Consider the following 21796-nt stretch of genomic DNA (forward strand, 5'->3'; position numbering starts at 1 on the left):
CCTCACCGCGTCAGGCGCCAGTGGCCTTAGCGATGATCTCCTTCGCGACGCTCTGCGGAACCTCGGCGTAGGAGTCGAACTGCATGCTGTAACTCGCCCGGCCCTGCGTCTTCGACCGGAGGTCGCCGACGTAGCCGAACATCTCCGACAGCGGCACCAGAGCCTTGACGACGCGGGCGCCGGAACGCTCCTCCATCGACTGGATGATGCCACGGCGGGAGTTGACGTCGCCGATCACGTCGCCCATGTTGTCCTCGGGCGTGGTGACCTCAACGGCCATCATCGGCTCGAGCAGCACGGGGTCCGCCTTGCGGGCCGCTTCCTTCATGACGATCGAGCCGGCGATCTTGAACGCCATCTCGGAGGAGTCGACCTCGTGGAACTGACCGTCGACCAGCGTCAGCTTGACACCGACCAGCGGGTAGCCCGCGAGCACGCCGTACTGCAGGGAGTCCTGCGCACCGGCGTCCACCGAAGGGATGTACTCCTTCGGGATGCGACCACCGGAGACGGCGTTGACGAACTCGTAGGTCGGGCCGTCGGCGACGAGCTCAAGCGGCTCGACCGTGACGACGACCTTCGCGTACTGGCCGGAGCCACCGGTCTGCTTCTTGTGGACGTACGTGAGCTTCTCCACCTTGCCGCGGATCGTCTCACGGTAGGCCACCTGCGGCTTACCGATGTTCGCCTCGACGTTGAACTCGCGGCGCATACGGTCAACCAGGATGTCCAGGTGGAGCTCGCCCATGCCGGCGATGACCGTCTGACCGGTCTCCTCGTCGTTGAAGACCCGGAAAGTCGGGTCCTCCTCGGCGAGGCGCTGGATGGCGGTGCCCAGCTTCTCCTGGTCGGACTTGGTCTTCGGCTCGATGGCGACCTGGATGACCGGCTCCGGGAACGTCATCGATTCCAGGATGACCGGGTTGGCCGGGTCGCTCAGCGTGTCGCCGGTGGTGGTCTGCTTGAGACCCTGCACGGCGATGATGTCGCCGGCCTGCGCCGACGGACGCTCTTCACGCTTGTTGGCGTGCATCTGGTAGATCTTGCCGATCCGCTCCTTGCGGTCCTTGGTGGAGTTGACCACCTGGGAACCGGAATCGAGCGTGCCGGAGTAGACCCGGACGTACGTCAGCTTGCCGAGGTGCTTGTCCGTCTGGATCTTGAAGGCCAGACCGGAGAAGGGCTCGCTGTTGGACGGCTTGCGCAGCATCGGCGTCTCGCCGTCCGTCGCGGTGCCCTCGATGGCCGGGACGTCCAGCGGCGACGGCAGGAAGTCGACCACGGCGTCGAGCATGGGCTGAACGCCCTTGTTCTTGAACGCCGAGCCGCACAGCACCGGGTTGGCCTTGCTGGCGATCGTGGCCCGCCGGATGGCGTCCTTGATCTCGACCTCGGTCAGCGACTCGCCCTCGAGGTACTTCTCCATGACGAAGTCGTCCACGTCGGCGAGCGTCTCGATGAGCTTGTCGCGCCACTCGGTGGCGGAGTCGACAAGGTCGGCCGGGATCTCCTCGACCGCGTAGTCGTCACCCTTGGCGGTCTCGCCGCGCCAGGTGAGAGCGCGCATGCCGATCAGGTCGACGACGCCGATGTGGTCACCCTCGAGCCCGATCGGGATCTGGAGCACCAGCGGCGTGGCGTTGAGCCGGTCGATCATCATCTGCACGCAGCGGAAGAAGTCGGCGCCGGTCCGGTCGAGCTTGTTGACGAAGCACATCCGGGGGACGTTGTACTTGTCCGCCTGCCGCCAGACGTTCTCCGTCTGCGGCTCCACGCCGGCCACACCGTCGTACACCGCGACAGCGCCGTCGAGCACACGCAGCGACCGCTCGACCTCGACCGTGAAGTCGACGTGGCCGGGCGTGTCGATGATCTGAATCGTGTAGCCCTTCCACTCGCACTTCGTGGCGGCGGAGGTGATGGTGATACCGCGTTCTTGTTCCTGTTCCATCCAGTCCATGACGGCCGCGCCCTCGTGGACTTCACCGATCTTGTACGTGATGCCGGTGTAGAACAGGATGCGCTCGGTCGTCGTGGTCTTACCAGCGTCGATGTGCGCCATGATGCCGATGTTGCGTACCTTGGCGAGCGCGTCTGCGGCAGCCACTGCAATCCCTACTCTTCGTCGTCGTGTCGACTGTGCTCCCGCGGGATCCCGCGGGGAGCCGGTGCGACCGGGGCCCCGGCCCGGCTGTTGCCGGGCCGGTGACGGGGTCTTACCAGCGGTAGTGCGCGAAGGCCTTGTTGGACTCCGCCATCTTGTGGGTGTCCTCGCGACGCTTGACAGCGGCACCGAGACCGTTGCTCGCGTCGAGCAGCTCGTTCTGCAGCCGCTCGATCATGGTCTTCTCGCGACGGGCCTTGGAGTACTGCACGAGCCAGCGCAGGCCCAGGGTGGTCTGGCGCGGGGTGCGCACCTCGACCGGAACCTGGTAGGTCGCGCCACCGACGCGGCGGCTGCGGACCTCGAGGGTCGGCTTGACGTTGTCCATGGCGCGCTTGAGCGTCACCACGGGGTCGGTGCCGCTCTTCTCACGGGCACCCTCGAGGGCGCCGTAGACGATGCGCTCGGCGAGCTGACGCTTGCCACCCACGAGGATCTTGTTCACCAGCTGGGTGACAAGCGGGGAGTTGTAAACAGGGTCCGCTACCAGTGGGTGGCGCGGAGCGGGGCCTTTACGAGGCATGTCAGCTCTTCTCCTTCTTCGCGCCGTAACGGCTGCGGGCCTGCTTGCGGTTGCGGACACCCTGGGTGTCCAGCGAACCACGGACGATCTTGTAGCGGACGCCCGGGAGGTCCTTTACACGACCGCCACGCACGAGCACGATCGAGTGCTCCTGCAGGTTGTGGCCGACGCCCGGGATGTACGCAGTCACCTCGATCTGGCTGCTGAGCTTCACACGAGCGACCTTGCGCAGCGCAGAGTTCGGCTTCTTGGGGGTGGTGGTGTACACGCGCGTGCACACGCCGCGCCGCTGAGGACTTCCCTTCAGCGCCGGCGTCTTGGTCTTGCTCGTCTTCGCCTGTCGGCCCTTTCGGACCAGCTGCTGGATCGTGGGCACCGGGTTTCTCCGCTCCCTTCGGCCGCCCTTCAGCGGCCGCAACGTCTTCGTTTTGCCTGGTGTACGCCCCGACCCAGGGGGTCGGCCCGCACCCGCGGTCGGGCGTGTCGCCCGGCTCACGGTGCCGCAACGCGCGGTTGCGCGTTACGAGTTCTGTCATTGTCGGGCTCAGCCCGTCGTGCTCATCGCCCCGTCGTTCTACAGACTCGGGCGCACGCACGAGTTGCCCAGGCGAGCCCGGGCACGATGGGAAAGAGTACCCACCATTAGCACGCAGGTCAAAACGAGGCGCTCGAATATGAGCGACTCCAACCAGCCAACTTGATGATGGACATCTCCGCATACCAAGTGTACCGGGTGTTCCGGCGCGGCAACGCCGCGGTGCCTGTTTCCCACACACCCGCCGTTATGAGGTCTGTAACACCACTACCAACAGCAGGGTCAACAGGGCGATTCCCGCTCCGGCCGACCCGGTCCAGATCCCGGCGAGAGCGACTCCCCCACCGACGAAACGGACCCTGCCACCCTGGCCCGAGCGCCGGATCTGCCGGCGCGCGGCCGACGCCAGCGCGACGGCTCCCCCACCCGCGATGATGCTGAGCAGAGCGAACGCCCCGCTCACCGGGACACCCCAGTCCGCGTCCGAGCCGGCGATCCCGAAGCAGAGCACCAGCGTGGCGACCAGCACCGCGGCGATGCCGGCGCCGAGCGAGCCGACCGCCAGCCCCGACGTGATGGGTGCCACCCGGAGCTGGACCAGCCCGAACTCGGTGCCGGGCACCGGCTCCACCCGCTCCGGCGTCCATGTCTCGGAGGTGGCCGGGGGTGCCCCCATCGGAGGCGGCCACGAACCTGGCTGCTGTGTCACCGTCCGAGCATGTCACCCGGAGGGGACCGGGCGCAGCCCGAGGTCCACCGGACGGCGGTCAGTCGGTGCCCGGGTCGAAGTCCTGCCCGGGGGTGGCGGCCAGATGCAGCAGCCCGGCGATGCCGGCGATCGTCAGAGTGGTCAGGGCGAGCACGATGCCGGTCCAGGCCAGGACCCGGCCACGGCGGACCCACTTGGCGCCGATCAGATAGCCGCCCGCCGCGTAGTGCTCACGGGACACCTGGCGGGCAAGAACCAAGGCGATAGTGGCGGGTATCACTCCCCCGACGAACGCGCCGGTGAGCAACGACACCAGTCCGAGCGCGAAAACAGCCCGGGCCTTCGTGGCCGGAGCAGGCTCCGGGTCCATCGGGTGGCGGGTCGGTGCGGTGGAGACAGGCAACGTCACCGTTCCATCCTAGGCCGACCCTGGGAACGCCGAAGGGCGCCCGCGCGATGCACGGACGCCCTTCGGTGACTACCTCAGATCAGCGGTACGACCCGAAGTCGAAGTCGTCCAGCGGAACAGCCTGACCACTGGCCGGCCCGAATCCGTAGTCGGTCTCGGGGTACCCGGTCATCGAGTACACCTTGGCCTTCGCCTCCTCGGTCGGCTCGACCCGGATGTTGCGGTACTTGCTGATGCCCGTACCGGCCGGGATGAGCTTGCCGATGATGACGTTCTCCTTGAGGCCCACCAGCGAGTCGCTGCGCGAGTTGATCGCAGCGTCGGTGAGCACCCGGGTGGTCTCCTGGAAGGAGGCCGCCGAGAGCCAGGAGTCGGTCGCCAGCGAGGCCTTGGTGATACCCATGAGCACCGGACGACCGGCGGCGGGCTCGCCACCCTCGCCGACGATCCGGCGGTTCTCCGACTCGAACAGCGCCCGGTCGACCAGGATGCCCGGAAGGAACTCCGCGGCACCCGAGTCAATGACCGTCACCCGCTTGAGCATCTGGCGGATGATGATCTCGATGTGCTTGTCGTGGATGAGCACACCCTGCGAGCGGTAGACCGCCTGGACCTCACTGGTCAGGTGGACCTGGACCGCACGCGGGCCCATGATGCGCAGTAGCTCGTGCGGGTCGATCGTGCCCTCGGTGAGCTTCTCACCGACGGCCACGTGCTCGCCGTCCTGCTTGCGCAGCTTGACGCGCTTGGAGATCTTGTCGTACACGATCTCCTCGCTGCCGTCGTCCGGCACCACGATGATCTTGCGCGAGCGCTCGCCGTCCTCGATGCGGACGCGACCGGGGGTGTCGGCGATGGGCGCCTTGCCCTTCGGGACGCGGGCCTCGAAGATCTCCTGCACACGCGGCAGACCCTGGGTGATGTCCTCACCCGCGACACCACCGGTGTGGAAGGTACGCATCGTCAGCTGCGTGCCGGGCTCACCGATCGACTGGGCCGCGATGATGCCGACCGCCTCGCCGATGTCGACCGCCTTGCCCGTCGGCAGCGAACGGCCGTAGCAGGCCGCGCAGACGCCGAGCTTCGACTCACAGGTCAGGACGCTGCGCACCCGGACCGTCTCGACGCCGGCCTGGACCAGCGCGTCGACCATGATCGAGTTGAGGTCGTCGCCACGCGACACCACCCGGTTGCCCTGGGCGTCGTCGATGTCGTCGGCCAGCGTACGGGCGTGCACCCCGGTCTCGGCGTGCACGTGCACCACCAGCGTGCCGTCCGCCTCGCGGTCGCCGACCTGCATCGGGATCGCGCGGTCGGTGCCGCAGTCCTCCTCGCGGATGATCACGTCCTGCGAGACGTCCACCAGACGACGGGTCAGGTAACCCGAGTCGGCGGTACGCAGCGCGGTGTCGGCCAGACCCTTACGGGCACCGTGCGTGGAGATGAAGTACTCCAGCACGGTCAGGCCCTCGCGGTAGGACGAGGTGATCGGGCGGGGGATGATCTCGCCCTTGGGGTTGGCCACCAGACCACGGATCGCGGCGATCTGCCGGAGCTGGAGGAGGTTACCGCGGGCGCCGGAGTTGATCATGACCCAGAGCGGGTTCTCCTGCGGCAGCGCCACCTCCATCTCCTTGGAGATTTCCTTGGTCGCGTTGGTCCAGATGTCGATGAGCTCGCCGCGACGTTCCTCGGCGGTCATCAGGCCACGCTGGTACTGCTTGTCGATGTTGTCGGCCTCGCCCTGGTAACGGGCGATGATCTCCGGCTTGCGCGGGGGGCCGATGACGTCGCCCATACCGATCGTCACACCGGACCAGGTGGCCCAGTGGAAGCCGGCCTCCTTGAGCGCGTCCAGGGTCGCGGCCAGCGCGACCTTGGGGAAGCGCTCTGCGAGGTCGTTGACGATCGCGGAGAGCTGACCCTTGCGGATCTCGTAGTTGACGTAGCGGTACCCCGGCGGGAGGGTCTCGTTGAAGATGACCCGGCCCAGGGTGGTCTCGACGAGCAGCTTGTCGCCCGTCTCCCAGCCCTCCGGCCGCTCCCACTTCGCCGAACCCGCGCCGTTGTCGACCTCGAGCACCTCGGGCAGGCGGATCTTCACCAGCGACTGCAGGTGCAGCTCGCCGTTGTCGAACGCCATCCGAGCCTCGGCGTCCGAGCTGAAGACCCGGCCCTCACCCTTGCCACCCTTGGTGAGGTGGGTCAGGTAGTAGAGGCCGATGACCATGTCCTGGGTCGGCATGGTGACCGGCTTGCCGTCGGCCGGCTTGAGGATGTTGTTCGACGAGAGCATCAGGATCCGCGCCTCGGCCTGGGCCTCGGCGGACAGCGGCACGTGGACCGCCATCTGGTCACCGTCGAAGTCGGCGTTGAACGCCGTACACACGAGCGGGTGGATCTGGATCGCCTTGCCCTCGACCAGCTGCGGTTCGAAGGCCTGGATGCCGAGGCGGTGCAGGGTCGGCGCGCGGTTCAGCAGCACCGGGTGCTCGCTGATGACCTCTTCGAGGACGTCCCACACGACCGGGCGCTGACGCTCGACCATCCGCTTGGCCGACTTGATGTTCTGCGCGTGGTTGAGGTCCACCAGGCGCTTCATCACGAACGGCTTGAACAGCTCCAGCGCCATCTGCTTGGGCAGACCGCACTGGTGCAGCTTGAGCCGCGGGCCGACGACGATGACCGAACGGCCGGAGTAGTCGACGCGCTTGCCGAGCAGGTTCTGACGGAACCGGCCCTGCTTGCCCTTGAGCATGTCGGACAGCGACTTCAGCGGGCGGTTACCCGGGCCGGTGACCGGCCGGCCGCGGCGGCCGTTGTCGAACAGTGCGTCGACGGCCTCCTGCAGCATCCGCTTCTCGTTGTTCACGATGATCTCGGGCGCGCCCAGGTCGATCAGGCGCTTGAGCCGGTTGTTCCGGTTGATGACCCGGCGGTACAGGTCGTTGAGGTCCGAGGTCGCGAAGCGGCCACCGTCGAGCTGCACCATCGGGCGCAGGTCCGGCGGGATGACCGGGACGCAGTCCAGGACCATGCCGAGCGGGCTGTTCCGGGTGTTCAGGAACGCGGCGACGACCTTGAGCCGCTTGAGCGCACGGATCTTGCGCTGGCCCTTGCCGGTGCGGATGGTCTCCCGCAGCGACTCGGCCTCGGCGTCGAGGTCCATGTTCTCGAGCAGCGCCTTGATTGCCTCGGCACCCATGCCACCGGTGAAGTACTCACCGAAGCGGTCCCGCAGCTCGCGGTAGAGCAGCTCGTCCGTGACCAGCTGCTTGCTGTCGAGCTTGCGGAAGGTGTCGAGCACCTCGTCGAGACGGTCGATCTCGCGCTGCGCCTTGTCCCGGATCTGGCGCATCTCGCGCTCGCCGGCTTCCTTGACCTTGCGGCGCACGTCGGCCTTGGCACCCTCGGCCTCGAGCTCGGCGAGGTCCTGCTCCAGCTTCCCGGCGCGCTTCTCGATCTCCGAGTCGCGGCTGTTCTCGGACTGGCGCTTCTCGGCGAAGATCTCGTTCTCGATGGTGGACATGTCGCGGTGACGCGACTCGGCGTCCACGCTCGTGACCACGTACGAGGCGAAGTAGATGATCTTCTCAAGGTCCTTGGGCGCAAGGTCCAGGAGGTAGCCCAGCCGGCTCGGCACACCCTTGAAGTACCAGATGTGCGTGACCGACGCGGCCAGCTCGATGTGACCCATGCGCTCACGACGGACCTTGGACCGGGTCACCTCGACGCCGCAGCGCTCACAGATGATGCCCTTGAACCGGACCCGCTTGTACTTGCCGCAGTAGCACTCCCAGTCCCGCTGAGGGCCGAAGATCTTCTCGCAGAAGAGTCCGTCCTTCTCGGGCTTGAGCGTGCGGTAGTTGATCGTCTCGGGCTTCTTGACCTCGCCGTGAGACCACTGCCGGATGTCGTCAGCGGTGGCCAGGCCGATGCGCAACTCGTCGAAGAAGTTGACGTCGAGCACTTGGACTATCCCTCGTGTTTCGTTGCTCGGATAAATTCCAGGCCGGCGGGGGCGTCCCCGGTTGGCCGATTCAGGTGAACCTGCTCACCGGGGACGCTCTCCGTCAGATCTCTTCGACGCTGCTGACGCCCTCATTCGGGCGCCGGGACAGGTCGATGCCGAGTTCCTCCGCGGCCCGGAAGACCTCGTCGTCCGTCTCGCGCATCTCCAGGGCCACACCGTCGCTGGAAAGCACCTCGACGTTCAGGCACAGCGACTGGAGCTCCTTGAGAAGCACCTTGAAGGACTCCGGGATACCCGGCTCCGGGATGTTCTCGCCCTTGACGATGGCCTCGTAGACCTTCACGCGGCCGAGAACGTCATCGGACTTGATGGTGAGCAGCTCCTGCAGTGCGTAAGCCGCACCGTAGGCCTGCATCGCCCAGCACTCCATCTCACCGAAGCGCTGGCCACCGAACTGCGCCTTACCACCCAGCGGCTGCTGCGTGATCATCGAGTACGGACCGGTGGAGCGAGCGTGGATCTTGTCGTCGACCAGGTGGTTCAGCTTCAGGATGTAGACGTAGCCGACCGAGATCGGGTCCGGCAGCGGCTCTCCCGAGCGGCCGTCGAACAGCTGCGCCTTACCGTCGCCGTTGACCAGCCGCTTACCGTCACGGTTGAGCAGCGTCGACTCGAGGAGACCCTTGATCTCCTCTTCCTGGGCACCGTCGAAGACCGGGGTCGCGACGTTCGAGTCCTTGGGGGACTCGTGCGCCTCGATGGCCCGCAGCTGACGCTTCCACTCGGTGTCCTCGCCGTCGACCTCCCAGCCCGTCTTGGCGATCCACCCGAGGTGGGTCTCCAGGACCTGGCCGATGTTCATACGCGAGGGCACACCCAGCGGGTTCAGCACGATGTCGACCGGGGTGCCGTCCTCAAGGAACGGCATGTCCTCGACCGGCAGGATCTTCGAGATGACACCCTTGTTGCCGTGCCGGCCGGCGAGCTTGTCGCCGTCCTGGATCTTGCGCTTCTGGGCGACGTACACCCGGACGAGCTCGTTCACGCCCGGAGGCAGCTCGTCGCCGTCCTCGCGGGAGAACGTGCGGACGCCGATGACCGTGCCGGTCTCGCCGTGCGGCACCTTCAGCGAGGTGTCCCGGACCTCACGCGCCTTCTCACCGAAGATCGCGCGGAGCAGCCGCTCCTCCGGGGTCAGCTCGGTCTCGCCCTTGGGCGTGACCTTGCCGACCAGGATGTCGCCGGGCACGACCTCGGCACCGATCCGGATGATGCCGCGCTCGTCCAGGTCAGCAAGCATTTCCTCGCTGACGTTGGGGATGTCGCGGGTGATCTCTTCCGGGCCGAGCTTGGTGTCGCGGGCGTCGACCTCGTGCTCCTCGATGTGGATCGAGGTGAGGACGTCCTGCTGCACGAGGCGCTGCGACAGGATGATCGCGTCCTCGTAGTTGTGACCTTCCCAGCACATGAACGCGACGAGCAGGTTCCGGCCGAGGGCCATCTCCCCTTCGTCGGTGCACGGACCGTCGGCGACGACCTGGCCGGCCTCGACCCGGTCGCCCTCGAAGACGACGGGCTTCTGGTTGACGCAGGAGCCGGCGTTGCTGCGGCGGAACTTGTGCAGCAGGTAGGTCCGGCGGTGGCCGTCGTCCTGGTGGACCGTCACGTAGTCGGCACACAGGTCCTCGACCACGCCACCGACCTCGGCCACGACCACGTCACCGGCGTCGACCGCGGCGCGGTACTCCATGCCGGTGCCGACGAGCGGGGCCTCGGCCTTGACCAGCGGCACCGCCTGACGCTGCATGTTGGCGCCCATGAGCGCGCGGTTGGCGTCGTCGTGCTCGAGGAACGGGATCATCGCGGTCGCGACGGACGTCATCTGTCGCGGCGACACGTCCATGTAGTCGACGTCCGTGCCGGGCACGTAGTCGACCTCACCGCCCTTACGGCGGACCAGGACGCGGTCCTGGGCGAACGTGTTGTCCGCGGCGAGCGTGGCGTTCGCCTGCGCCTTGATGTACCGGTCTTCCTCGTCCGCGGTGAGGTAGTCGACCTGGTCGGTGACCACGCCGTTGTCCACCTTGCGGTACGGGGTCTCGACGAAACCGAACGGGTTCACCCGTGCGAACGTCGAGAGAGCACCGATCAGGCCGATGTTCGGGCCTTCCGGCGTCTCGATCGGGCACATCCGGCCATAGTGGGACGGGTGCACGTCACGGACCTCGAAGCCGGCCCGCTCACGCGACAGACCACCAGGGCCGAGCGCGCTCAGCCGGCGCCGGTGGGTCAGACCCGCCAGCGGGTTGGTCTGGTCCATGAACTGCGACAGCTGCGACGTACCGAAGAACTCCTTGATCGCAGCCACCACGGGGCGGATGTTGATCAGGGTCTGCGGCGTGATCGCCTCGACGTCCTGCGTGGTCATGCGCTCACGGACGACCCGCTCCATGCGGGAGAGGCCGACGCGAACCTGGTTCTGGATCAGCTCGCCGACGGTACGCAGGCGCCGGTTACCGAAGTGGTCGATGTCGTCGGCCTCGTAGCCTTCCTCACCGGCGTGCAGCCGGCAGAGGTAGTCCACGGTCTTGACGATGTCTTCCTCGGTGAGCGTGCCGCGGACGATCGGTACGTCGATGTCCAGCTTCTTGTTGAACTTGTAGCGGCCGACCTTGGCGACGTCGTACCTCTTCGGGTTGAAGAAGAGGTTGTCGAGCAGGGTCTGCGCGTTCTCCCGGGTCGGGGGCTCGCCAGGGCGGAGCTTGCGGTAGATGTCGAGCAGAGCCTCGTCCTGCCCGGCGATGTGGTCCTTCTCGAGCGTCGTCATGAGCAGCTCGGACCAGCCGAACCGCTCCCGGATCTGGTCCGCGGACCAGCCGATCGCCTTGAGCAGGACCGTGACGGCCTGCCGGCGCTTACGGTCGATACGGACGCCGACGGTGTCGCGCTTGTCGATGTCGAACTCGAGCCAGGCGCCCCGGCTCGGGATGACCTTGACGCTGGAGAGGTCGCGGTCGGAGGTCTTGTCCGGCTCCTTGGTGAAGTACACGCCCGGCGAACGGACGAGCTGGCTCACCACGACGCGCTCGGTGCCGTTGATGACGAACGTCCCCTTGGGGGTCATCATCGGGAAGTCACCCATGAACACGGTCTGGCTCTTGATCTCGCCAGTGGTGTTGTTGGTGAACTCCGCGGTCACGAACAGCGGTGCGCAGTAAGTCAGGTCCTTCTCCTTGCACTCCTCGATAGAGGCCTTGACCTCGTCGAAGCGCGGAGCGGAGAAGGACAGCGACATGGTGCCGGAGAAGTCCTCAATGGGACTGATCTCTTCGAGGATCTCTGCGAGGCCCGAGTGGGCATGCGGATCGTCCGTCGAACGGGCCTGCCAGGCCTCATTACCCACCAGCCAGTCGAACGAGTTCGTCTGGAGGGCGAGGAGGTTGGGGACCTCGAGCTGCTCTTGGATCCGACCGAAAGAGATACGGCGGGGAGCGTAAGCGCTCGACGTACGGCTGGTCTTCGCAGGGCGGGAAGCTGCCAAGATGCGTCCTTCCGAGGACCGGTGCTGCTAATGCGGCTGAGCTGCTGATGCAACTACTTGCGCTGTCTACTGCCCTGGGCACTCCAATGGACCCCCAGGAAATCACCCGGATGGATGTCCCTGCAGGGCTCAAGGCAGAAGGCAGCGCAAACTAGCAGTGTAGCCGCTCGGCTAACCGCTGTCCAGCCCACACCTGAGGGTGCCTGCGGAACGCATCCCCGCCGCCTCTGACCTGCGCTTCTGTGGACCAGCGCGGTCGATGCTCACTGCGGGGCCGCTCGAACGCGGCTCACAAACCCTCAAGTGCCGAACCACGGAATCCGGCCGAAGCTGGATACCCGCGGAGCGGCTGTCGCAAGCGCGGAAACTTGCTGATGTCAGCGTGCCCGTCAGCGGACACACAGTCAAGGCTTGTGCTGCGGGTGGGTCCTGTGCCGTCGTCCGCGCGACGCGGCACGGTGTCCTTCAAGCAGCATAAGAGATGATAAGTGGCTTTCGTCAGTCGTCCTTCCGACGGCCGGCGAAAGCGGTGCTGAGCTGGCGTAACAAGTCGATATACGAACAGGCGGAGGCCCGGTGAGGGGCCCCCGCCTGTGCGAGGTGGTGCGGTGGAGCTTCAGATCACTTGAGGGTGACCTTGGCGCCTTCGCCCTCGAGCTTGGCCTTGGCGGCCTCAGCCTTCTCCTTGTCGACACCCTCGAGGATCGCCTTGGGGGCGGCCTCGACGGCGTCCTTGGCCTCCTTGAGGCCCAGGCCGGTCAGCTCACGCACGACCTTGATGACCTGGATCTTCTTGCCACCGTCGGCCTCGAGCACGACGTCGAAGGAGTCCTTCTCCGGCTCGGCCTCGGCGGCGGCAGCGCCACCACCGGCAGCGGCGACCGCGACGGGCGCGGCAGCGGTGACCTCGAAGACCTCTTCGAACTGCTTCACGAACTCGGAGAGCTCGATGAGGGTCATTTCCTTGAACGCGTCGAGCAGCTCGTCGGTGCTGAGCTTCGCCATGTCTGGCAACCTTTCGTATTTTTTACGGGTGTTAAGTCAAACTCCACGCGAGGCCGGATCAGGCCTCGGCGGAACCGTCCTGCGCGCGCTTGTCCTGCAGTGCAGCCGCCAGGCGTGCGACCTGGGCGAGCGGGGCCTGGAAGGTCGCCGCTGCCTTGGTCAGGTTGCCCTTCATGGCGCCGGCCAGCTTGGCCAGCAGCACCTCACGGGACTCGAGGTCGGCGATCTTGCCGACCTCGGCCGCCGAGATGGCCTTGCCCTCGAAGACGCCGCCCTTGATGACCAGGGCGGGGTGGGCCTTGGCGAAGGCCCGGAGGCCCTTTGCCGCCTCGACCGGGTCGCCGCCGACGAAGGCCAGCGCGGTAGGACCGGCGAAGAGCGTGTCGAGGCCCTCGATGCCCGCGTCAGAGGCAGCCCGCTTCGCGAGCGTGTTCTTCGACACGGAGTACTTGGTCTGGCCACCGAGCGAGCGTCGCAGCTCGCTGATCTGCGCGACCGTGAGACCGCGGTACTCGGTCAACACGGTGGCCGACGAGGTACGGAAGTGCTCCGTGAGCTCGGCGACGGCAGTGGCCTTATCGGCCCGGACCGGCTTGTCCGCCATGTCCCTCCTTTCTCATTGCTCGAAGACCCACTGGTGGGACGTGGCGGGCCCGAACACAAGAAAGCCCCGGCGCAGGGCGCACGGGGCGGGACATGGGCGCTGGTGGGCGTCGACATGATCACGAACCGTTCTCCCCTGCGCGGGTCTCCCACATGAAGCGGGACCTTCGGCCGCGATCCTCGTCGTGAGACGGGGACTGCGACAACCAGCGGTCTATGGGTGGAACTCTGTGCACGAGAATACGCGTCGCGACCGCATCCACCAAATCGAGGGCACGAAAAAGCCCCCGGGGCGACCCGGGGGCTTTCGCGACGTGGAACGTCAGGCGTCGTTGCTCTCGCGGAGGTTCTTGACGACCTTGGGGTCGATCGGCACGCCGGGACCCATCGTGGTGCTGAGCGTGACCTTCTTGAGGTACGTGCCCTTGGCCGCGGACGGCTTGGCCCGCAGGACCTCGTCGAGGACCGCGCCGTAGTTGTCGACCAGCTGCTCGGCCGAGAACGAGGCCTTGCCGATGATCAGGTGCAGGTTCGAGTGCTTGTCCACCCGGAACGTGATCTTGCCGCCCTTGATGTCGGAGACGGCCTTGGTCACGTCGACGGTGACCGTGCCGGTCTTCGGGTTCGGCATGAGGCCACGCGGGCCGAGGATCCGGGCGATCCGGCCGATCTTGGCCATCTGGTCCGGCGTCGCGATCGCGGCGTCGAAGTCCAGCCAGCCGCCCTGGATGCGGGCGACGAGCTCGTCCGTGCCGACCTCGTCGGCGCCGGCGGCGACGGCCTCTTCAGCCTTCGCACCCTGCGCGAAGACGATGACGCGAGCGGTCTTACCGGTGCCGTGCGGCAGGTTGACCACGCCGCGGACCATCTGGTCCGCCTTGCGGGGGTCGACGCCGAGGCGCATCGCGACCTCGACCGTGGCGTCGAACTTGGCGGGGCTGGCGTCCTTCGCGATCTTCACCGCGGCGGCCGGCTCGTAGAGCTTCGACGGGTCGATCGCCTCGGCGGCCTTGCGGTACGCCTTGCTGCGCTGTGCCATTTCCATTACTCCTGTGGTAGTTGGCGGGACGCCCGGACGGAGCGCCCCTCCCACGACTTCTCGGGGACTGCGGTGAATCAGATCTTGGTGACCTGGTTGAAGTTCAGCTCGACCGGCGTCTCGCGGCCGAAGATGGACACCAGGACCTTCAGCTTCTGCTGGTCGGCGTTGATCTCCGAGATGGACGCCGGCAGCGAGGCGAAGGCGCCGTCGGTCACCGTGACCGAGTCACCGACCTCGAAGTCGAGCACCTTGATCTCGGGCTTCGCCTTCTTCTCCTCCGCCGTGACGGCCGGTGCCAGCCACTTCAGCACCTCGTCGAGCGAGAGCGGAGCGGGGCGGTCGACCCGGTCGGTGGCACCGACGAAGCCGGTGACGCCGGGCGTGTTCCGCACACAGGAGTAGGACTCGGGTGAGAGATCCATCCGGACCAGGATGTAACCGGGGAAGACCTTCGCCTGCACCTGGTTACGCTTGCCGTTCTTGACCTCGACCTCTTCGCGGGTCGGTACCTCGACCTGGAAGATGAAATCCTCCATGTCGAGGCTCGTGATCCGGGTCTCGAGGTTGGTCTTGACCTTGTTCTCGTAACCGGCGTACGAGTGCACCACGTACCAGTCACCGGGGGCGTACCGCAGCTTCTGGCGAAGCTCGGCGACCGGGTCGTAGTCCTCGTCGACGTCCGGGGCGACCGCGTCGGCGGTCTCCTCGTCGGTCTCGACGGGTGCGGTCTCGGCGGCCTCAGCGGCCTCGACCGGCTCAGCGGCGGCCTCGACCGACTCGGCGTCGCCCGCCGTGGCCACCGACGACTGCTCGTCGGTAGCGGTGCCCGCTTGAAGGGCGGCGGTCTCGTCGTCGTACTCAGGCACGCTTGCTCACTTCCGTAACTATCAGCTTCAGTTGCCGAACGACGCCAGGACGGCCTTGCCGAACCCGTAGTCCAGGAGGGCCACGATCGTGGTCATCACGGTGACAAAGGCGATCACGACACCGGTGTAGGTCAGCAGTTCCTTGCGCGTCGGCCAGATGACCTTACGCAGCTCGCCGACCACCTCGCGGAAGAAACCGCCGATGCGGCCACCGCGCCGGCCTTCCTTCTTCTTCGGCTTGTCGTCGTTCTCGGTGCGTTCACGAACGGCTGTCCCGCCGCCACTGCTCACCGGCTCGTCGGACTCGACGTCGTCGGTACGGGCGTCGTCCTCGGCAGCGACTGCGTCGTCGAACGCTTCGTCGTCCCCGGGGCGGTCAGCGTCGTCACCGGGTCGCTTGCTCTCGGCCACTTCGCCCTCTTCCGATCGTCGGTCGGTGCATGTCGGTAAGCGCCGTGCGCGGCGCTCGGTACTACCGGCGGCCCGCGCCGGGCGGTCCGCCGCCGGGCCGATACGGGTCGGTGCGCAGGGGTGACAGGACTTGAACCTGCAGCCTGCGGTTTTGGAGACCGCTGCTCTGCCAATTGAGCTACACCCCTAAGTGCGGCAGGTCACCCCACCCCTCACACGCTCTCGCACGCGAAAGGCAGGAGCGATTAGCCCCACGGCGGACCAGTGTACGGGTTACCACGCATGTTGCCCAACCCGGCCCACCCCTGACGTCATCGCTTGCGGATGACGGCCTTCCCGAGCGACAGAACCTTCTCGCCGTTACACGTCGCCACCAGGTCGATCCGGGTCAGTCCGTCGTCCGTGACCTCCTTGACGACACCGGTCACCACGACCTCGGTCCCCTCGTCGGTGTCGGGCACCGGGACCGGCCGGGAGAAGCGGACGCCGTACTCGACGACGGCATCGGGAGCCCCGGCCCAGACGGCCAGCGCGCGGCCGCCCAGAGCCATCGTGAACATCCCGTGGGCGATCACCCCGGGCAGACCCACACTCTGGGCGATCCGCTCGCTCCAGTGGATCGTGTTGAAGTCACCGGACGCGCCCGCGTACCGCACGAGGTCGGCCCGGGTGATCCGGAAGGTCTGGGGAGGCAGCTGCTCGGCCATGGTCATCCCTCTCCACGCTGGACGAGCTTGGACCACACGGTGACGACCGGCTCGCCGAGCTCGGTCGTGACCTCGGTGCGGGTGGTGATGAAGTCGTGCCCGCCTCGGGAGGTGATCTCGTCGACGCTGTTGACGCAGACCAGCGAGTCACCGGCGACCACCGGCCGGGCGTAGGCGAACCGCTGGTCGCCGTGCACGACCCGGCTGTAGTCCATGCCGAGCTCGGGATCCGCGATGATCTGCCGGCTGGCCGCCATCGTCAGCACCACCGGGAACGTGGGCGGGGCGACGACGTCCGGATAGCCGGCCGCGCGGGCCGCCTCGGGGTCGTGGTGCTCGGCGTCGGTCGCGCCGATCGCGATGGCGAACTCGCGGATCTTCTCGCGGCCCACCTGGTAGGGGGCGGTGGCCGGCCAGCTGCGGCCGACGAAGGACTGATCCAGGGGCATGAGCCGAAACTACCCTGTAACTTCCGGCCGGGGCAGACCCCGGGTCGGCGTATCTGCACGGTAAATGCAAAAACGGCGGCCGCCCGAAATCGGGGGCCGCCGTCCTTGACGAAGACTTAGCGGGTCTCGCGGTGCAGAGTGTGCTTTCCGTCCCGGGCGCAGAACTTCTTCAGCTCGATGCGGTCCGGGTCGTTACGGCGGTTCTTGCGCGTGATGTAGTTGCGCTCCTTGCACTCCGTACACGCCAAGGTGATCTTGGGACGGACGTCGGTCGCCTTGGCCACGGCGGGGTGCCTTCCTGCTCACGGAACTTTACTACTGACGAGCCAGCGTAGACGATTTCCACGCGGACATGCAAAACGCCGGACAAGAGCCCGGGTTAGCACGGCAGCCCGGGACGAATCCCGGACCACAGTAGCGGTGGCCGGACTTGAACCGGCGACACAGCGATTATGAGCCGCTTGCTCTGCCATCTGAGCTACACCGCCGAGCCAGGCTGAAATACCGCGCCTGAGGGCGGATCACGAACCCGGTTGGAGCCCCCTTACGGAATCGAACCGTAGACCTTCTCCTTACCATGGAGACGCTCTGCCGACTGAGCTAAGGGGGCGCGCACATCGCTTGCGTTGTTGCGCAGACAGAAGCTTACACGGCTCGGGTGCGCAGGTGAAATCGGTATCCCGGCGCGGCGAAATCCCTGGTCAGAGCGGTGCTCAGCCAACGGCGCGAAGCCGGCGGACTTCTCCGGTGGGAGTTTCCTCGGGCTCGGTCTGCGCGCTCAACCACATGTTCAGCCGCTCCACCGGGAGCGGCCGGCTGAAGAAATAGCCCTGCCCGATCTCGCAGCCGAGCTCGGCGAGCAGGTCCAGGGTCAACTCGCTCTCGACCCCCTCGGCCACCACGGTCAGGCCGAACTCCCGGGAGAGCCCGATCACGGCCCGCACGATGGCCAGATCACCCGAGTCGGTCGCCATGCCCTGCACGAAGCTGTCATCGATCTTGACCTCGTGCACGGGCAGCCGCCGGAGGTAGGACAGTGACGAGGCGCCCGTACCGAAATCGTCGACCGAGAGCCGGACGCCCAGGTCCCGCAGGCGGTAGAGGGTCGGCAGCGCGCGGTCGATCTCACCGAGCATGCCCGGCTCGGAAACCTCGAACGTCACCTGACCGGCCGGCACCTGATAGCTCTTGAGCAGTCCCTCGACCAGATCCGGGAACCGCGGGTCGAGCAGCGTGCGCACCGACAGGTTGACCGAGATGGAGAGCGGCCGGCCGGCGTCCGCCCACTCCCGGCAGTGCCGCAGGCCCTCGCTCAGTACGACCTCGGTGAGCCGGTGCAGCTGACCGGTGTGCTCGGCCACCGCGACGAAGTCCTCCGGCGACACCTCGCCGTGGGCCGGGTGCTGCCAGCGGGCGAGACATTCGACACCGATCAGATGCCGGTCCCGGATGGACACCTTGGGCTGGAAATGGACCTCGAGCTCCCCCGCGTCCAGCGCGCGGCGCAGATCGGCCGCCAGACCGAGCCTGCGGATCGCCCGGGACTCCAGGGCGGGATGGAACAGCTGGACGCCGTACGGGAGCGCCTTGGCCGCGTTGGCAGCCAGCTCGGCGCGGCGCAGCAGAGCGTCGGGGTCGTCGCCGTGGTCCGGGTGGACGACCACCCCGGAGGCGGTGTCCACATCGAGGGTGAGCGAACCCACGACCATCGGGCCGCGGAGCTGCTCACGGATCTCCGTGGCTAGCCGGACCGCTTCCTCGGTGCTCTCGGCCCGCAGCGTGACCACGAACTCGTCGCCGCCGATCCGGCCGACCAGCGCCCCCGGTCCGGCGATCCCCCGCAGCCGCTCGGCGACCTCGGCCAGCAGCTTGTCGCCGTTGGCGTGCCCCATCGACTCGTTGACGTCGCGCAGGCCGTCCACGTCGAAGAGCATGACGGCGACGATCTCCCCCGGCGCGCGCACCTTGACGGACTCGGCGAGCGCGTCGGTGACCCGCCGCCGGTTGGGCAGCGAGGTCAGCCGATCGTGATAGGCGTCATATCGGAGCCGTTCGACCAGCCGGGCATTCTCCACCGCGACCGCCGCGTGGGCGGCGACCGTCTCGAGCACCTGCACGTCGGCGTCGCGGAACGTCCTGGTGTCCCCGAGCCGGTTGACGACCTCCAGGCTGCCCACTGTGGCCTGCCCGGAGCGCAGCGGCACCACGATGACGTCCTTGATCTTGCCGGCCCGGAGGTACGGCCGCAGTTCGGCGTTCTCCACGAACCGGCTGCCGACGGCCAGCGTGCGCCCGGCGGTGGCGCCCTTGTCCCGGACCGCGATCGGGGTCGGTGAGATGTCGAGCAGCCCCTTGCCGTCCACCCTGGAGGTCAGCAGCACCTCCGGGTGCCGCCCCTGCGCGGGCAGCCAGAGCGTCGCGTACTCGGCCCGCATCAGGGCCCGGACCCGCTCGAGGAGGACGTCGGGGAGGTTGCCGTCGGTGCCCTGCTCGCGCAGCGCCCGGGTCAGTTCGTACACCTCGCTGAGGGTCTGGTGCTGACGGAAGAACTCGGCGAACGACCGGAGCACCAGGGCCAGGGCGACGACCAGGACGCCGAGCAGGGCCGCGCCCCACCAGGTGGCGGCGAGCACCACGAGGAAGACCAGACCGATGACGATGTTGATGGCCGCGGTCACGAGGATCCGGGTGCTGGCGCGCAGCGCCTCCTGGCCGGCTCTGCGGCCCTGGACCGCGGTGATGACACCGGCGTACGCGGCGTAGTTGACGACCGCGGACGTGCCGACGGCGGTGAGGAGGATCGCCCAGGAGCCCGGCCCGGCGTCGGTGATCCGGGGCAGCGCGGACAGGACCACCAGGGCCGCGGCGGCGCTGGCGGCCGACTTCGCGACGTTGAAGGACATCTTCGTCGCGTCCATCCGGGCCCGCACCTGGGTGACGAGGGTGGCGAGCGTGAACGCGATGATCACCGTCACCGGCGGGAGGAAGAAGACGCCCAGGGTCAGCGGTATCTCGGTCAGCGAGACGAAGAACGCCTGCCGCCGGATGACGACGTTGAGCACGGTGACGTGTGCGAGGACGAACCCCGCTAAAACCAGCAGGCCGCCGACCCAGTCGGAATACCAACCGGGATCAGCGGCCCAATAAAGTGCCAGACAGACCGCCGCGAACAGCGCGAGCGGGCTGGTGATAAGCCACGCATAGTCCCCCGAGCGGCGTGGTGCAGACGGTCGCCCGGACATTGTGCTCCCTGGTCAGTCAGCATTCCACGCGATCGGAGAACGGCCGGGGATCACTCCCAGATGACGTCGATCAGCCGGATGTTCTTGGTCGCCTCGGTGCTGGTTGCAGAACTGTCAGCCCCGGACTGAACGGAAGTCGTGACCACGCCGCCGACGAACGCGGCAAGCACGAAAACCAAGCCTGCGAGGCGGCCCAGCTTCCTTGCAGACATGTTGGCTCCTAGTACGAAAGCGTGCTTCGGGTGGGGTTTCATGATGGTGCCACACCGAATGTGCGTCAGACAGCGTCGATCGGCGGGTCGGGACCGCATCTCCGGAAATCTTGGCTGAACGGCTGAGGTACAGACCGTCTCTCATCCCGGAAAATTGGCGGCTTTGAGTCCGATTTAGCAGGAGATGTGAGGCCAATTCGATCCCCATCGTCAGGCTGTGTTGACGTCAGGAATTCTTGACGCAACAGTGAAGACATGACTACTCCTGACGAACTGGAGCAACAGCACACGCTCTCCACCGCCACAACGCGTTACGACGAGTTGAGGATGCGGGACGCTCTCGCGTCGGTGGCCGGCGACGACCACGCCGCGCCGCTCTCCCGGGACGAGACGCTGGAACTCCTCGCCCTCAGCGAGGTGGTGAGCCGCAAGGCCGGATACGGGCGCCAGCCCATGGTCCGCTCGGCCCGCGGCGCCGGAGCGTCCTGGACCCAGATCGGCGCGGCGCTGGGCACCAGCAAGCAGGCGGCGTGGGAATCCCACCACCGCTGGGCCGAGGACGAGGCCGGCAAGACCGGCGGCGCCTGACCCCTCACGCCCCGGTCGCGGCCGCCCGGTCCGTGGCGCTGTACTGCGACCAGGAACCGGGGTACAGCCGCCCGGTGCCGAGACCCGCGTACTCCAGCGCGAGCAGGTTGTGACAAGCCGTCACACCCGAGCCGCAGTAAGAGATGACATCGGCGTCCTCGGTGACGCCCACCGCGGCGAACCGCTCCCGCAGCTGCGCCACCGGCAGAAAACGGCCGCTCTCGTCGAGGTTCTCCCGGCACGGCAGACTGTGCGCGCCCGGGATGTGCCCCGGCCGCGGATCGACCGGCTCGACCTCGCCACGGAACCGCGCGCCGTCCCGGGCGTCCAGCACGACGGCCTTACCCCCGGCCGCCTCGTCCAGGCTCGCCAGCCGCGACTCCGGCCAGGGCCGGGCCGCGAACTCCGCCGGGCTCCTGGTGGGCGGTCCGCTCACCAGACCTCCCGGGTACGCGGCCAGGCCGCCGTCGAGCAGGGCCGCCTCGTGCCCCGTCGCCCGCAACATCCAGACGAGACGGGCGGCCGTGGTGCCGCCCGCGTCGTCGTACGCGATGACCATGTCCTGATCGCCGATGCCGGCGGCGGCCATCCCCTCGGCGAACACCGCGGGATCCGGGAGCGGATGCCGGCCCTCGTCCGGCGAGGCCGGGCCGGCCAGCCACCGGTCCAGGTCGATGAAGACGGCGCCGGGCAGGTGACCTTCCACGTACGCGTCCCGCCCCGACCGCCCGTCCAGATACCACCGCACGTCGGCGAGGACGACCCGGTCCCCACGCTCCCGCACCCACTGAAGGTCGACGACCGGATCGATCACGAA

At 67.4% G+C, this 21796-nt stretch carries 19 protein-coding genes and 3 tRNA genes; 1 reads left to right on the forward strand and 21 read right to left on the reverse strand.

Annotation, left to right across the window (positions count from 1 at the left end; all coding sequences use genetic code 11):
* Nucleotides 1-10: 10 nt before the first annotated feature.
* The 20 genes from fusA to ACIA6A_RS26635 form a co-directional block, all read right to left on the reverse strand.
* Nucleotides 11-2107: an elongation factor G gene (fusA, locus tag ACIA6A_RS26540; RefSeq protein WP_396100558.1), complete on the reverse strand. Its 2097-nt coding sequence runs from the start codon at nt 2105-2107 to the stop codon at nt 11-13.
* Between the two features lie 109 nt (nt 2108-2216).
* Nucleotides 2217-2687, reverse strand: a complete 471-nt coding sequence (gene rpsG / locus ACIA6A_RS26545; protein WP_203836410.1) for a 30S ribosomal protein S7 — start codon at nt 2685-2687, stop codon at nt 2217-2219.
* Between the two features lies 1 nt (nt 2688).
* Entirely contained in the window at nt 2689-3063 is a 375-nt protein-coding gene (gene rpsL, locus ACIA6A_RS26550; RefSeq protein ID WP_014440718.1) for a 30S ribosomal protein S12, read from the reverse strand.
* 406 nt (nt 3064-3469) lie between these two features.
* Nucleotides 3470-3931 (reverse strand): hypothetical protein, encoded by a 462-nt coding sequence (locus ACIA6A_RS26555; RefSeq protein ID WP_396100559.1) that lies wholly within the window; start codon nt 3929-3931, stop codon nt 3470-3472.
* A gap of 58 nt (nt 3932-3989) precedes the next feature.
* Complete coding sequence (locus ACIA6A_RS26560) at nt 3990-4301, reverse strand: hypothetical protein (RefSeq protein WP_396100765.1); 312 nt, start codon at nt 4299-4301, stop codon at nt 3990-3992.
* A 118-nt stretch (nt 4302-4419) separates the two neighbouring features.
* Nucleotides 4420-8310: a DNA-directed RNA polymerase subunit beta' gene (locus ACIA6A_RS26565; RefSeq protein ID WP_396100560.1), complete on the reverse strand. Its 3891-nt coding sequence runs from the start codon at nt 8308-8310 to the stop codon at nt 4420-4422.
* A gap of 103 nt (nt 8311-8413) precedes the next feature.
* Nucleotides 8414-11854, reverse strand: a complete 3441-nt coding sequence (locus ACIA6A_RS26570; RefSeq protein ID WP_396100561.1) for a DNA-directed RNA polymerase subunit beta — start codon at nt 11852-11854, stop codon at nt 8414-8416.
* Nucleotides 11855-12475: 621 nt separating this feature from the next.
* Complete coding sequence (gene rplL, locus ACIA6A_RS26575) at nt 12476-12859, reverse strand: 50S ribosomal protein L7/L12 (protein ID WP_396100562.1); 384 nt, start codon at nt 12857-12859, stop codon at nt 12476-12478.
* A 58-nt stretch (nt 12860-12917) separates the two neighbouring features.
* On the reverse strand, nt 12918-13463 hold the full coding sequence (gene rplJ, locus ACIA6A_RS26580; RefSeq protein WP_396100563.1) for a 50S ribosomal protein L10: 546 nt from the start codon (nt 13461-13463) through the stop codon (nt 12918-12920).
* A gap of 321 nt (nt 13464-13784) precedes the next feature.
* Nucleotides 13785-14501: a 50S ribosomal protein L1 gene (rplA, locus tag ACIA6A_RS26585; RefSeq protein WP_396100564.1), complete on the reverse strand. Its 717-nt coding sequence runs from the start codon at nt 14499-14501 to the stop codon at nt 13785-13787.
* A 77-nt stretch (nt 14502-14578) separates the two neighbouring features.
* A complete protein-coding gene (nusG, locus tag ACIA6A_RS26590) occupies nt 14579-15370 on the reverse strand; it encodes a transcription termination/antitermination protein NusG (RefSeq protein ID WP_396100566.1) in 792 nt (263 codons plus the stop codon).
* Between the two features lie 27 nt (nt 15371-15397).
* Nucleotides 15398-15781, reverse strand: a complete 384-nt coding sequence (gene secE, locus ACIA6A_RS26595) for a preprotein translocase subunit SecE (protein ID WP_396100567.1) — start codon at nt 15779-15781, stop codon at nt 15398-15400.
* 115 nt (nt 15782-15896) lie between these two features.
* Nucleotides 15897-15969, reverse strand: a tRNA-Trp gene (locus ACIA6A_RS26600).
* Between the two features lie 123 nt (nt 15970-16092).
* Entirely contained in the window at nt 16093-16488 is a 396-nt protein-coding gene (locus ACIA6A_RS26605; RefSeq protein ID WP_396100568.1) for a MaoC/PaaZ C-terminal domain-containing protein, read from the reverse strand.
* 2 nt (nt 16489-16490) lie between these two features.
* Nucleotides 16491-16937 (reverse strand): MaoC family dehydratase N-terminal domain-containing protein, encoded by a 447-nt coding sequence (locus tag ACIA6A_RS26610; RefSeq protein ID WP_396100569.1) that lies wholly within the window; start codon nt 16935-16937, stop codon nt 16491-16493.
* A 116-nt stretch (nt 16938-17053) separates the two neighbouring features.
* Entirely contained in the window at nt 17054-17221 is a 168-nt protein-coding gene (gene rpmG / locus ACIA6A_RS26615; protein WP_396100570.1) for a 50S ribosomal protein L33, read from the reverse strand.
* 131 nt (nt 17222-17352) lie between these two features.
* Nucleotides 17353-17425, reverse strand: a tRNA-Met gene (locus ACIA6A_RS26620).
* 46 nt (nt 17426-17471) lie between these two features.
* A tRNA-Thr gene (locus ACIA6A_RS26625) sits at nt 17472-17547 on the reverse strand.
* 103 nt (nt 17548-17650) lie between these two features.
* On the reverse strand, nt 17651-20179 hold the full coding sequence (locus ACIA6A_RS26630) for a putative bifunctional diguanylate cyclase/phosphodiesterase (protein WP_396100571.1): 2529 nt from the start codon (nt 20177-20179) through the stop codon (nt 17651-17653).
* A 50-nt stretch (nt 20180-20229) separates the two neighbouring features.
* A complete protein-coding gene (locus ACIA6A_RS26635) occupies nt 20230-20391 on the reverse strand; it encodes a hypothetical protein (RefSeq protein WP_396100572.1) in 162 nt (53 codons plus the stop codon).
* A gap of 255 nt (nt 20392-20646) precedes the next feature.
* On the opposite strand from ACIA6A_RS26635, the gene ACIA6A_RS26640 reads away from it, so the two are divergent.
* Nucleotides 20647-20979, forward strand: a complete 333-nt coding sequence (locus ACIA6A_RS26640; protein WP_396100573.1) for a hypothetical protein — start codon at nt 20647-20649, stop codon at nt 20977-20979.
* Between the two features lie 4 nt (nt 20980-20983).
* Here ACIA6A_RS26640 and ACIA6A_RS26645 read toward each other — a convergent pair whose 3' ends face one another.
* Nucleotides 20984-21793, reverse strand: coding sequence for a sulfurtransferase (locus tag ACIA6A_RS26645; RefSeq protein ID WP_396100574.1), 810 nt, complete (start codon nt 21791-21793; stop codon nt 20984-20986).
* Between the last annotated feature and the right edge of the window lie 3 nt (nt 21794-21796).

The sequence above is a fragment of the Actinoplanes sp. NPDC051494 genome, assembly GCF_044454705.1.
Classification (GTDB): Bacteria; Actinomycetota; Actinomycetes; order Mycobacteriales; family Micromonosporaceae; genus Actinoplanes.